Here is a 12,773-nt window from a genome sequence, read left to right on the forward strand (position 1 = left end):
GCGACAATGACAGGCCTCCAAGGCCTAGGCATGAGTTTATTTTAGGGATGGCGCTGCATGAGGTAAAATTCAATCTATTGAATACTCACCCGTTGTGAAAGAAAGGCATTGCATGCTTGAAAACCTGACCGGTCGCTTGCAGGGCGTGATTAAAAACCTGCGCGGCCAAGCCCGCCTGACTGAAGAAAATATTGCCGATGCCATGCGCGAAGTGCGGATGGCCTTGCTTGAGGCCGACGTGGCCCTGCCCGTTGTCAAAGACTTTATTGCCCGCGTAAAAGAGCGCGCCAATGGCCGTGAAGTGTTGCAGAGCCTCACCCCCGGCCAAGCTGTGATTGAGGTCGTCAACCAAGAGTTGACCGCACTCATGGGCCAAGCCAATGTCGGCCTGAACTTAGCCGCCGTGCCGCCAGTGGTGATTTTAATGGCCGGCTTGCAAGGGGCAGGTAAAACCACCACCTCGGGTAAACTAGCCAAACTGCTCAAAGAGCAAAAGAAAAAAGTGTTGCTCGCCAGTGCCGACGTGTATCGTCCGGCGGCGATCACCCAACTGCAAACGCTGGCCAAACAATTAGAGATCGATTGCTTTGACAGCAACCCGCAACAAAAGCCGCTCGATATCGCCGCCCAGGTGATGGATCAAGCCAAAAAAAGCTACTACGATGTAGTGATTTTTGACACGGCCGGCCGGTTAGCCATTGATGAAGCCATGATGGCCGAAATCAAAGCCCTGCACGCATACCTGCAGCCAACCGAAACGCTATTCGTCGTCGACGCCATGCAAGGCCAAGATGCGGTGAACACCGCCAAAGCCTTTGGCGAGACCTTACCGCTCACCGGCGTCATTGTCACCAAGCTAGACGGCGATGCCCGCGGCGGTGCCGCCCTCTCTGTGCGCCACGTCACCGGCAAGCCGATCAAGTTTATTGGGGTCAGCGAAAAAGTCGACGGCCTTGAGCCTTTCCATCCTGATCGGATGGCGGGCCGTATCCTCGGCATGGGCGATGTATTAAGCCTGATTGAAGAAGCACACAAAAAGGTCGACATGGCCGAGGCGCAAAAAGTCGCCGACAAAATCAAATCCGGCGCCAAGTTCGACCTCGAAGACTTTAAAGCGCAAATGATGCAAATGCAAAAAATGGGCGGCATGGCCTCGCTGATGGACAAAATGCCCGCGCAGATCTCCGGCATGGCGCAAAAAATCAACACCACCGACGTCGATAAATCGCTACGCCGCCTCGAAGGCATCATCAATAGCATGACCCCAGAAGAGCGCCGCAAACCTGAGTTAATCAAAGCCACGCGCAAAAAACGCATCGCTGCTGGTAGCGGTGTGCAAGTGCAAGAAGTTAACCGTCTACTCAACCAGTTTGAAGAAACGCAAAAGATGATGAAGATGTTCAGCAAAGGCGGCATGGCTAAACTCATGCGTGGCATGGGCGGGATGATGGGCGGTAAATTTCCGGGAATGTAAAGCAAAAAAAGGGGATGAATAAAAAAATAAACTTTTTATACAAAAAATGCCAAAACAGCATTGACCAAAGTGAATTCATCCCCCATAATCGCGTTCTTTCAAATTTGACGCAAAACAAGCGGCAGACTAGAAACAGAGGGGTGTTAGCTCAGCTGGTAGAGCAGCGGACTTTTAATCCGTTTGTCGTGGGTTCGATCCCCGCACACCCTACCAAAATATAAAAAAACGGCTCGCAAAAATGTGAGCCGTTTTTCTTTTCTCGATACTGAACTGAGTTTCAGATTTCAGTTTTTCAGCATTTCGCTAATTTTGTGGTTTTCAGAATTCCAGCTTTTCGGATTCTTAGCCAGTTGGCATCCAAGCTATTCCCGAGTTTCACCCACTCGCAGCCCCAAACCCTGCCCAGAGTCGCTCGCCTTGAGCCATGGGCTGGCAAACAGGGGCTGGCTTATACGACGGTGATCCCGGCTGAGATCGTTGGGCATTATGTTGGCTTGGCATGGGAATTTGGATTTGTTAAGTCGGGAGAGCCTATTAAAGAGATTGGGAAAAGTCCCAACATTCGTATCCCTGTTTCAAAATAAGCATCGCATCTACCCATTCGGGCTAATCGTTATCTTTGAGGCTACCTAGTGTTAGTGTAATGGCTAAGTTACAATCTTTTTGTTGCTTGTAATACTTTTTATGTGGATACGCACAAAAAACTAATAAGAAAGCATTTCTCGATGTTTAAAATAACCAACTTGAAAACCTGTTTGATTGGAGCTTATGCGCTCAGTTTTTTCAGTCTTACTGCCAATGCGGCACTGATCAGTTACACATCAGGTGGCAAGGATTTGGTGTATAGCTCAATTAGTGATGTAACTTGGACCAAAGATGCAAATCTTCTTGGGAGTATGATTGCTGTCAACGGATACGATGCTGTTGTAAATGCAATCATTCATGTAACTCCGACAGTAGCATCATTGCCCAATTATGATGCTCCAACTGGATTGTATACACTGAGTCAAAGTGATTTTGTTGACGGCTATGTCAGTTGGTATGGTGCAGTCGCCTTTGCGAATTATCTGAACAGTATTCAATATGGCGGAAGTAACCGCTGGCAATTACCATCTGCTCTAATTCCAGATAACTCAGGTTGTACAACCGATAATAGCTCAACAGCGTGTGTATATGATGCTATTTACCAAGGCAATGGGGTTGCGCCAGGTAATGAGTTGGCAGAGCTTTATTTTCATGAACTTGGTGGCAGGAGTCGTCGAATAGTCAACGGTGGACTTGATTTAGGCACTGGTATGCCACAAACAATTATATTTGATAATGAAAACGATAATCCTGCTTTTGCAACAAGCACCGAGGTCACAAGCAATGGCAATACAAACTACTACTTTGATACTCGCAATGGTTTGCAGCTTTCTTACCTAAAGGGGGGCGCTGATCTTTACTATGCTTGGGCTATCACTCCAGGCTTAATCAGTGCTGTGCCTGAGCCTGAAAGTTTAGGAATTTTAATGGCCGGATTGGGCTTGATCGGTTTGATTCAAAGACGAAGAAGATTGAGCTCATAATCCGTTGGTGCTGTGTTCGACTCACAGAGGGGCCACCAATAAAATCAAAGGGTTACGGAATTTCGTAACCCTTTTTTATTTATTAGTAGCCGTATAGTAGCCAAGAAGCTTAGTCGATTCTTTTAAATTTCTTTCGACGATTATCTTGCACCGACTAACTGCAAGATGGTTAGAAAAGCTTCAGTTTTTGTAGCGCCCATGCGGTTGTGACCTGCTCCCCGTTTGACCTACCAATTAAAAGTTAGTAAGGTGCCTTTCCTAAAACTCACCTTGCTTCGCAATATAATCAGTCGCCCAATCTTTGTTCGCATCGATTTTTATGGCGCCTAAGCGCCTGTCAGCAGCACCTTTTTCATCGCCATCTTAATGCATCGCATATTCTCGATTCACCTCTGTTAATCATTCAGCATGGTTTGGTTGTCCTACATATTTATCAGCCTCATGACACTCGTGACACAGTGCGCTCGTTCATATACTGGTGGCTCCTTTAACAAACAATTAGGAGATCAACATGGCGGCAGTGACTGGATTATTTCATGATCAAGAAAGCGCAGAGCGCGCGTATATCTCAGCGACAGAGGCTGGTTATGGCGCGAATGACATCAACGTTATCATGTCAGATGAAACACGTGAGCGTTACTATGGTGAACATGCCACCTTGGAAACCGAGGTGGGAAACAAAGCCGCTGAGGGTGCCGCTGTGGGTGGCGCGCTAGGAGCGACAGCAGGGGCCATTGCGGGGGCGATTGCAGCCGTAGGCACGGCGATCGTTTTACCAGGCTTGGGTTTAGTGATTGCTGGCCCATTGGCCGCGGGTATTGCAGGTGCTGGCGCGGGTGGCGTGACCGCTGGCTTGGTGGGGGCTTTAATCGGCTGGGGCATCCCAGAAGATACCCTTAAAAAATATGAAGCCGATGTGAAAGAGGGCGGCATTTTAATCGGGCTTAATCCGAAAAGTGAAGATGATGCCCGCCGATTTCAAAATGAGTGGGCGAAATCAGAAGCCGTTGTTTAAAACGCATGCCTTTACAAAAAAACCACCTTCGGGTGGTTTTTTTATGAGGGTGTTTAGCCAGCGCTGAATGGTTAGACTTTAATTGCTCCGCTAGACATTCGATGGTTTACCTTGTGTAATCGCATATATATTTTATGAAATGTGCATCTAATCACAGAAATGTGACGTATTTAATGAATAATCAAATATCAATTTGAAAAAGAAGCTTGGAATGCATTGTGATAGATGATATCGAGGATTTAATCGCTCGAATAATAGATAGGGATGAGGATGCTTTTAACGAATTGTATGAAGCTACTTTTAGCAAAGTCTATGGTTTGGCGTTGAAGATTACCAAGGATCCTAGTACTGCTGAAGAGGTGGTTGAAGATACGTATTATCAAGTGTGGCAAGAAATTTACCGTTACGATTTTAACAAGTGTCCCTTAAATAACTGGATGTTGATTATTTGTCGTTCTCGCGCCATTGATGCGGTGAGAAAGCTCAATGCCATCCCTGAGATGGTGGTCGATTTCGAGTGGGCGATAGAGTCTACCGATTTGCCAGCAGACGATAGATTACAGGGCAAGCAAGAATCGTTGGCGGTGGTTAAAGCCTTATCAGAAATCAAACCCTTGCAAAGGCAGTTATTACACCATGTTTTTTATTATGGATTAACGCATCAAGAAATTTCTGATGTGATGAATATGCCGCTTGGCTCGGTGAAATCAACGATTAATAGAGCACAAAAATTATTAAGAGAGAAACTCAAAGGTGAACAGTTTTGAATAAAGATATAAAGATGAACAAACCTGAGTCTTTAGAATTTGATTTGTTTCTTGAGCTGTTTGAGGCGACGCCCGTGGTGACGCCTGCGGCCTCTGTTAAAGAGCGTATTAAAACGAAATTGATGCAACGCGTTGCGCAAAGCCGTGGTGCACAGTTTTTTGTTTTTGAAGAGCAGGGCAATTGGAAATCATTTAAGCAAGGCATACACATCAAAATATTGAAAAGCGATGCCAAAAGTAAATCATTTTTGTTGAAGCTCGACCAAAACACCATTATTCCGTACCACGACCATCAAAAAAATGAAGAAACATTTGTGGTGGATGGTGAGGCTTGGCTAGATGGCGTGCATTGTAAAAATGGGGATTTTCACTTTGCCGGTGCGGGAACGTTTCATAAAGAGATTCGTACTGAACAAGGGTGCACGCTGTTGATTAAGACTTATTGAAACGTGAGCAACTAATAAAAATGAACGTTCTTTATTCTATTCTGATCATGACTGCATCCACCTTGTTATCGGCATCTACCTCCTTTGCAAACAACGATTTCAAAGCGCCGATATGGCAACTGGGCGGGCACTTGCAGACGATTATTCCGTCGCTTTTTCCGCAAGTGGCCAAGCAGACCTATGTGCGGGAGCGTTGGGAGTTGCCGGATGGGGATTTTGTGGATGTGGACTGGACCGAATCGCCTGCACGTTTGGACAAAGCGCAACCCAAGCCTGTGCTGGTGCTGTTTCACGGCCTAGAGGGAACCTCTCAAAGCCATTATGCCCGGGTGCTGATGGCTGCGGCCAAGCAACGCGGTTGGCTAGGCGTGGTGGTGCATTTTCGTGGCTGTTCGGGCGAGCCGAATCGATTGCCACGTGTGTACTATGCCGGCGATGCAGATGAGATCAACACGTTTATTTCAATCATTCATCAAAAATTACCCGACAACGTGATTTATGCGGCTGGTGTATCGTTGGGTGGGAACGCACTATTAAAGTGGCTGGGCCAATACCCAGAAAATGCGCGTCGCCTGGTGAAAGCGGCGGCGGCCATTTCAGCCCCCATTGCGTTGAAAGAGACAGCGCACAGTTTGGATACAGGGTTGAATTACCTCATATACAGTAAACACTTTGTGGCCACGATGAAACCAAAAGCGTTGCAAATGGCGGAGCGATTTCCGGATTATTTAGACGCTAGCCGCATTCAGACCGCCCGGAGCGTGCAAGACATGGATAACGCGGTGACCTCGGTGTTGTTCGGAACCAAAAATGCCGACGAATACTATGATGTCAACGCCTCTAAACCGTGGCTACGCTCGATACAAACTGAGACCCTTATTTTAAATGCGAAGAATGATCCGTTTGTGCCATTTGATACCTTACCGTCTGAAACAGAAGTCTCCAGCGCGGTGCAGCTAGATTATCAGGCTGAGGGCGGACATGCCGGCTTTTATGGCAAGACTGATCAAGCTTCGCCGTGGCTGGCGGCGCGCATTTTCCAATTTTTTGACAACACCGAGCATGTGCAACTCGATGCTTTGGTTGATCAGCTGATTCAATTTCACCCTGCTGCGCTGTATCAATAAGCGCGCATCAAGCGCTTAAACTCCTCTCGTTGACTCCAATCGTCGGTGGTGCATCCACCCACGCAAACCCGCGCATCAGGCAAATAGTTGCATTTATTTTTGCCCATAGCGTCATTGATTGCATCTGAAGTGCATCCATTTTCAAATCCATTACGTATATGTGATGAGAGATGTTTCTAGTAAACGAAAATAGGGTGTATGTAATGCAGCTTTCATTATCAAAAAAAATAGTACTTGGTGTATTGATCTCCAGTGGTTGGCTATCAACCGCGGTCATGGCCGAGGTCACCACCAGCAATAAGCTGTTGCTGACAGGTGGCGTGTCACAGGTTGAGGGTGCAGCGGGCGGTGGTTTAACGCCATGGGCGGTGATCGGGGGCTATGGCACCAACGATGAAATCGGCGCCAATGTGCATTACACCTATGCAAAAACCGGGGATTACAAGCTAGACAGTTACGGCATCACGGTCGGTTTTTATGATCGTTTTGAGCTCTCGATTGCGGAGCAGAAGTTCGACATTGGTAACTTAAGAAACAAGGTTGCCAGTGGCTTAGGCGCCGATGTGATTGGCCGAGATACGCTGGATCAAACCATTATTGGTGCCAAGCTGCGGGTGTTTGGTGAGGCGGTGCTGGATGCAGATACCTGGATGCCGCAAGTGGCGATTGGTGCGCAATACAAAAGAAACCACGACGAAAAATTCATCAAAAGTGCGGTCATCGGCGCCAAGAGTGCTGAGGGTGTCGATTTCTATGTGGCTGCGACAAAACTATTTTTGGATCAAAGCTTTTTGGCGAACGCGACCTTGCGTCTGACCAAAGCGAATCAATTTGGCTTGTTAGGCTTTGGCGGTGCAAAAGACGACAACTACACGCCGCAATTAGAGCTTTCTGGCGCATATTTGATTAATAAAAAACTGGCGATTGGTGCGGAATATCGCATGAAACCCAACAATTTACGTAGCCCTGCCAATGCTGCGCTCTTTGGTGGCCAAAATGTGGTGGACCTGAAGGAAGAAGATGCGTTTGATATTTTTGTGGCCTATGCGCCAACAAAGAACGTCGCGTTGACGTTGGCCTATGTGAATCTAGGAAACATTGCCACCGTTGCCCCTGTGGGCGCCAATTATGGTGACCAAGAAGGCGTCTATCTCTCTGCACAGTTCGGTTTTTAATCTTAAAGGCACATCCAAATGAACAACATTTTTAAATTCTTAATCATTATTTTGTTGGCGATCGTGTCGTCATCAAGCTTTGCCGAAACCAGCCCAAATTTAGGCAATACACCGATGGAGACCAATGAAACCTTCCAAGACTTTGGCGGCAAGCCAGGGCTCGTCTCCATCATGGATGACTTTATGGTGAATTTGGTCGCAGATCCGAGAACAAAGCCGTATTTCGATAATGAGAAGCAAACGTACATCAAGGCCATGCTGGTTGAGCAAATGTGTGAACTGATGAACGGCGGCTGTAGCTATCCCGGTCGTGACATGAAATCGTCACACGCTGGTCTCAAAATAAATCGCTCTGCTTTCAATGCGCTGGTAGAAAACTTTCAGGTCGCAATGGAAAAACATAACGTGCCTTTCCGTGCGCAGAATAAGTTGCTCGCGAAGTTAGCGCCCATGTACAGGGTGATTGAAGAGAAATAGTGCGCGCGATAATCAGTATTGAAGTAAGCAAGTTGACAATGCAAGGCAGTTATCAACCGTTGAGGGATATTAAATAACAACGGCTTGTGTTGTAGTTGTTAATGGGGAGCGTTAGTTGTGACGCTGGGTTTGGTTGCTATAAAAGGCTTGCCCAGCGCGCAATTTTTTGTAGTTCATTTTAATAACTTAATTGAAATTTTGAAGAGAGGTTAACATGAAGATTGGCTATTTTTATCGTTCGGTATTCGCTGCAAGTTTGCTGATGGGCGCTGCTCAGGTAAATGCGGATACATTGTATGGATTTAACAGTAGCAAGATTGCTGTGATCGATTCATTGAATCTGGGCGCGGTTTCTTATATCGATATTTCTGGCTTGTCTGCCGGTGAGCGCTTGCTTGGTGTTGATCTGAGACCGACAGATGGCTTGGTATATGGCCTTACAAGCCAGAACAGAGTGTATACGCTAGACACCACCACCGGTGCGGCAACGTTTAAGAGCACCCTCACTGGGGCTTCTCTGACGGGGCAGTCTGTCGCATTGGACTTTAACCCGCAAGCAGATTTTATGGGTAGCCCATCCCTGCGTGTGATTACTGGTGCTGGCAACAACTATGCAGTGAACGTGAATACAGGCGTAGTAGGTAACACGGCTGGTGCGAACATTGGCAGTGGTTACACCGCAGTTTCGTATATCAATTCTATCCCAGGTGTACCGCCAACCAGCACTGGTTTGTATTATGTAAACACCAATAGTGATTCGCTACAGTTTTTGGCTTCTACCTTTAACAACCCAGCAGCAGTGGGTGGCATCCAGATGGTTGGTTCACTGGGTGTGAATGCACTCTCCGCGGGTGGCTTTGATATTCTGGGCAACGGCAAGGCTTATGCTTTGTTTAACTTAGATGATGGCACCTTAGATACACAGTTGTTCTCCATCAATCTGACCACAGGCGCAGCGACTTATGTCACGACGCTGGATGGGACGTTCAATGGTCTGACAGGCGTTGCAGCGGTACCTGAACCAGCGAGCTATGCCATGGTATTGCTTGGTTTAGGTCTGATGGCCGGTGCGGCAAGACGTCAAAAGCGTCAAGCTTAAAAAGAACGCAGTAAACAATACTGCGCTAAAGTAAGCAAAGGCCGATGTTGCATAAACATCGGCCTTTTTGTATGCGGTTCCTCTGCGCGTTTGTGTTCGCTTTGCCAGTTGAATGTAAGGTGCGTAGCGTCTACGCACATGCCGTGTATGTTTGACGGCGCCCATTTACTTGCAGCGCTTAAGCCGTAATAATGGGGATAAACCGAGGGTGGTAAGCAGTTGATGCAGCCCACTTTTCATCTTTTACCGTGTGACCTGCCCCCGCCTAACATGAAGCCTGACCAATCCGCCTCGACTTTACATCCGCGAAATCTGCATCGTGCTGGTTATGATTTTGCTGTGCTGATGCAGACGCACCCAGCCTTAGCGGCTTATGTGCGGCCGAATGCCTATGGCGATGCATCAATCGATTTTTCACAGCCAAAGGCGGTCAAGGCCCTGAATCAGGCGTTGCTAAAGCAGTATTACGGGGTGGCGGTGTGGGATATTCCGGCCGATTATTTGTGTCCGCCTATCCCTGGACGGGCCGATTATGTGCATTATCTGGCAGATTTATTGGGTGATCAGGGGCCGCAAGTGCGCTTGTTGGACATTGGCACGGGCGCCAATTTGGTATATCCGCTGATTGCGGCGCACACCTATGGTTGGCAGTGTGTGGGAGTAGATATTGATGCCAACGCTTTACGCAATGCGCAGAACATCATCGATGAGAACGGCTTGCAGCCGCAACTGTGTGTGCGCCAACAGTCTAATCCGGCTTGTATGTTTAAGGGCGTCATCTTGCCGGGAGAGTTGTTTACGCTCACCATGTGCAACCCGCCTTTTCATGCATCGGCCGCTGAGGCGCAAGCCGGGTCGCAACGTAAATGGCGCGGATTAGGTAAACCGCCAGCGCACACGCTCAATTTTGGCGGTCAGTCTAACGAGCTGGTGTATACCGGGGGGGAAGCTGCCTTTTTAACCAGCATGATCCATGAAAGTAAGCAGTTTGCGCACCAGTGTGTATGGTTTACCACGCTGGTGTCTAAGGCAAGCAATCTGTCGTTGGTTTATCGCGCATTAAAGCGGGTGCAAGCGGTGCACGTGACCACTGTAGAGATGGCACAAGGGCAGAAACAAAGTCGTTTTGTGGCTTGGTCATTTCAGGCACTGACTGCTAAAAAGCGCGTTTAATCAGCAGCTTGGCATTTATCTTTAGGCGACATTGCACGGTTGAGCGATAATAGCGCCCTCAATATTGTTTGCAGCCGCTTGGACCGTCCCCTATGGAAATTAAAGTCAACTTTCTCGATAAACTCCGTTTGGAGGCCAAGTTCGACGACTTCACGGTGATTGCTGATCAGCCGATTCGGTATAAAGGCGATGGCTCGGCGCCCGGGCCATTTGATTACTTTTTGGCTTCATCGGCCTTGTGTGCCGCTTATTTTGTAAAGTTGTATTGCAGTACGCGCAATATTCCGACCGACAATATCCGCCTGTCACATAACAATATTGTTGATCCTGACGATCGGTACAAACAGATTTTTAAGATTCAGATCGAGTTGCCAGCGGAGATTTCTGAAAAAGACCGCACTGGGATTCTGCGCTCGATTGATCGCTGTACGGTAAAAAAGGTGGTGCAGGCCGGGCCAGACTTTGTCATTGAGCAAGTCGCTAATCTAGATGAAGATGCGCAGGCCTTATTAACTGTCAGTGGTGCTGCCGATGCGTTGACATACATCACTGGCAAAGATTTGCCGTTGGAGCAAACCATCGCCAATATGACGGCTTTGCTGGCGGGCTTGGGCATCAAGATTGAAATCGCTTCTTGGCGCAATATTGTGCCGAATGTGTGGTCGCTGCATATTCGGGATGCGCATTCGCCGATGTGCTTTACCAACGGCAAGGGCGCCAGTAAAGAAAGTGCATTGGCCTCGGCGCTGGGCGAATATATCGAGCGCCTGAGCAACAATCACTTTTATGCGGGCGCGTATTGGGGCCAAGACATCGCGCAAGCTGATTTTGTGCATTACCCCAATGAGCGTTGGTTTAAACCTGGCCGTAAAGATGCCTTGCCAAAAGAGATCTTGGATGATTATTGCCTGGGCATTTATAACCCGGATGGCGAGCTCCGCGCCTCACATTTAATCGATACCAATAGCGGAAACAGCGAACGTGGTATTTGCGCGTTACCATTTGTGCGGCAGTCTGATGGCGCGCAGGTGTATTTTCCATCGAATCTGGTTGAAAATCTGTTTGTAAGCAATGGCATGAGTGCTGGCAATACCTTGGCTGAGGCGCAGGTGCAATGTTTGTCAGAAATTTTTGAGCGCGCAGTCAAACGTCAAATTATCGAAAGCGAAATGGCTTTGCCAGAGGTGCCGGCAGAGGTGCTAGCGAAATATCCGGGGATTGTTGCGGGCATTGAGGGATTGCAAGCGCAGGGTTTTCCCGTGTTGGTAAAAGATGCCTCGCTGGGCGGGCAGTACCCGGTGATGTGCGTCACCTTGATGAACCCGCGCACCGGCGGGGTCTTTGCCTCGTTTGGCGCCCACCCTTCACTAGAGGTCGCACTCGAGCGCAGTCTGACGGAGCTGTTGCAAGGCCGTAGTTTTGAGGGACTCAACGATTTGCCGCAACCCACATTTGCCAGTGAGGCAGTGACTGAACCAAACAACTTTGTCGAACACTTTATTGATTCGAGCGGCATCGTGTCTTGGCGTTTTTTTAGCGCCAAAGCAGATTACGCGTTTGTTGAATGGGATTTTTCTGGCAAAGGCGCGCACGCCAATGCCGACGAAGCCGCCACCCTGTTTGGCCTGTTGGCTGCGTTGGGTAAAGAGGCCTATGTGGCCGTGTACGATCAATTGGGGGCAACCGCTTGCCGCATTCTGGTGCCGGATTATTCCGAAATTTATCCAGTGGAAGATCTGGTGTGGGATAACACCAATAAAGCATTGTTGTTCCGTGAAGATATTTTGAATTTACATTCGTTGGACGATGCCAGCCTCGAAGCGTTGCTGGACCGATTGGAGCATAACGAGCTGGATGATTACGGTGATATCGGCACCTTGATCGGCATTCAGTTTGATGAAAACACCGTCTGGGGCCAGCTTACCGTGCTGGAACTCAAGTTATTAATCCATCTGGCCTTGCAGCAGTTTGAAGAGGCGTTGGATCTGGTGGGTGCCTTTTTGCAATACAACGACAACACCTTGGCGCGCGGTTTGTTTTATCAAGCGTTAAATGTGGTGCTCGAAGTGCAGTTGGACGACACCCTCGCGCTGGAGGATTATGAAGTGAACTTGCGCAGGATGTTTGGCGATGCGCAGATGGATGCGGTGATTGGCTCGGTGGATGGTGATGTGCGCTTTTATGGCTTGACGCCGACCAGTATGCAACTAGAGGGTTTAGAGCGACATCAGCGCTTGATCGACAGTTATAAAAAGCTGCATGCTGCGCGCGCAAAAGCGGTGACGCAGGGCAGTTAGCGTGTTGCGGCCATCTTGCTGATGGGCGGGATGGCCGCGAACTGCGATGAAAATCTAAATATATTCAATCTATTAGAAAATTGGCAATCGCGGGTATAATGGATTCACCCTGTGCTCTACCAATCAACGCAGCGGTTCAGAAATACCTCAAGCAG

The 12,773-nt window shown here is 48.3% G+C and carries 11 protein-coding genes and 1 tRNA gene; all 12 read left to right on the forward strand.

What is annotated here, in order from left to right:
* Positions 1 to 112: 112 nt before the first annotated feature.
* The 12 genes from ffh (at position 113) to FIT99_RS02535 (ending at position 12,618) form a co-directional block, all read left to right on the forward strand.
* Positions 113 to 1,474, forward strand: a complete 1,362-nt coding sequence (ffh, locus tag FIT99_RS02475) for a signal recognition particle protein (protein ID WP_140002616.1) — start codon at positions 113 to 115, stop codon at positions 1,472 to 1,474.
* 137 nt (positions 1,475 to 1,611) lie between these two features.
* A tRNA-Lys gene (locus FIT99_RS02480) sits at positions 1,612 to 1,687 on the forward strand.
* Positions 1,688 to 2,199: 512 nt separating this feature from the next.
* On the forward strand, positions 2,200 to 3,042 hold the full coding sequence (locus FIT99_RS02485) for a PEP-CTERM sorting domain-containing protein (protein WP_140002618.1): 843 nt from the start codon (positions 2,200 to 2,202) through the stop codon (positions 3,040 to 3,042).
* A gap of 511 nt (positions 3,043 to 3,553) precedes the next feature.
* On the forward strand, positions 3,554 to 4,057 hold the full coding sequence (locus FIT99_RS02490; protein ID WP_140002621.1) for a hypothetical protein: 504 nt from the start codon (positions 3,554 to 3,556) through the stop codon (positions 4,055 to 4,057).
* Between the two features lie 218 nt (positions 4,058 to 4,275).
* The gene (locus FIT99_RS02495; protein ID WP_189524773.1) at positions 4,276 to 4,824 is read left to right on the forward strand and encodes an RNA polymerase sigma factor; all 549 of its coding nucleotides are present in this window, start codon (positions 4,276 to 4,278) and stop codon (positions 4,822 to 4,824) included.
* A 14-nt stretch (positions 4,825 to 4,838) separates the two neighbouring features.
* On the forward strand, positions 4,839 to 5,270 hold the full coding sequence (locus FIT99_RS02500; RefSeq protein ID WP_140002624.1) for a cupin domain-containing protein: 432 nt from the start codon (positions 4,839 to 4,841) through the stop codon (positions 5,268 to 5,270).
* A 20-nt stretch (positions 5,271 to 5,290) separates the two neighbouring features.
* Positions 5,291 to 6,397: a hydrolase gene (locus FIT99_RS02505; RefSeq protein WP_140002625.1), complete on the forward strand. Its 1,107-nt coding sequence runs from the start codon at positions 5,291 to 5,293 to the stop codon at positions 6,395 to 6,397.
* 203 nt (positions 6,398 to 6,600) lie between these two features.
* Complete coding sequence (locus tag FIT99_RS02510; RefSeq protein WP_140002627.1) at positions 6,601 to 7,572, forward strand: DUF3034 family protein; 972 nt, start codon at positions 6,601 to 6,603, stop codon at positions 7,570 to 7,572.
* Positions 7,573 to 7,590: 18 nt separating this feature from the next.
* Positions 7,591 to 8,049: a group I truncated hemoglobin gene (locus FIT99_RS02515; RefSeq protein ID WP_140002628.1), complete on the forward strand. Its 459-nt coding sequence runs from the start codon at positions 7,591 to 7,593 to the stop codon at positions 8,047 to 8,049.
* 214 nt (positions 8,050 to 8,263) lie between these two features.
* The gene (locus tag FIT99_RS12365; RefSeq protein ID WP_189524803.1) at positions 8,264 to 9,148 is read left to right on the forward strand and encodes a DUF4394 domain-containing protein; all 885 of its coding nucleotides are present in this window, start codon (positions 8,264 to 8,266) and stop codon (positions 9,146 to 9,148) included.
* Between the two features lie 270 nt (positions 9,149 to 9,418).
* Positions 9,419 to 10,321 carry a 23S rRNA (adenine(1618)-N(6))-methyltransferase RlmF gene (gene rlmF / locus FIT99_RS02530; RefSeq protein WP_140002629.1) on the forward strand — a complete coding sequence of 301 codons (903 nt, stop codon included), beginning with the start codon at positions 9,419 to 9,421 and terminating at the stop codon, positions 10,319 to 10,321.
* A 92-nt stretch (positions 10,322 to 10,413) separates the two neighbouring features.
* Positions 10,414 to 12,618 (forward strand): OsmC domain/YcaO domain-containing protein, encoded by a 2,205-nt coding sequence (locus FIT99_RS02535; protein WP_140002631.1) that lies wholly within the window; start codon positions 10,414 to 10,416, stop codon positions 12,616 to 12,618.
* Positions 12,619 to 12,773 lie beyond the last annotated feature (155 nt).

This window comes from Methylophilus medardicus (assembly GCF_006363955.1).
GTDB lineage: Bacteria > Pseudomonadota > Gammaproteobacteria > Burkholderiales > Methylophilaceae > Methylophilus > Methylophilus medardensis.

What these genes read in the sequence shown, in the direction of transcription:
- ffh (WP_140002616.1), top strand. Translation starts at nt 113, where the DNA reads ATGCTTGAAAACCTGACCGGTCGCTTGCAGGGCGTGATTAAAAACCTG.
- FIT99_RS02535 (WP_140002631.1), top strand. Translation starts at nt 10,414, where the DNA reads ATGGAAATTAAAGTCAACTTTCTCGATAAACTCCGTTTGGAGGCCAAG.
- FIT99_RS12365 (WP_189524803.1), top strand. Translation starts at nt 8,264, where the DNA reads ATGAAGATTGGCTATTTTTATCGTTCGGTATTCGCTGCAAGTTTGCTG.
- FIT99_RS02515 (WP_140002628.1), top strand. Translation starts at nt 7,591, where the DNA reads ATGAACAACATTTTTAAATTCTTAATCATTATTTTGTTGGCGATCGTG.
- FIT99_RS02490 (WP_140002621.1), top strand. Translation starts at nt 3,554, where the DNA reads ATGGCGGCAGTGACTGGATTATTTCATGATCAAGAAAGCGCAGAGCGC.
- FIT99_RS02485 (WP_140002618.1), top strand. Translation starts at nt 2,200, where the DNA reads ATGTTTAAAATAACCAACTTGAAAACCTGTTTGATTGGAGCTTATGCG.
- rlmF (WP_140002629.1), top strand. Translation starts at nt 9,419, where the DNA reads ATGAAGCCTGACCAATCCGCCTCGACTTTACATCCGCGAAATCTGCAT.
- FIT99_RS02505 (WP_140002625.1), top strand. Translation starts at nt 5,291, where the DNA reads ATGAACGTTCTTTATTCTATTCTGATCATGACTGCATCCACCTTGTTA.
- FIT99_RS02500 (WP_140002624.1), top strand. Translation starts at nt 4,839, where the DNA reads ATGAACAAACCTGAGTCTTTAGAATTTGATTTGTTTCTTGAGCTGTTT.
- FIT99_RS02510 (WP_140002627.1), top strand. Translation starts at nt 6,601, where the DNA reads ATGCAGCTTTCATTATCAAAAAAAATAGTACTTGGTGTATTGATCTCC.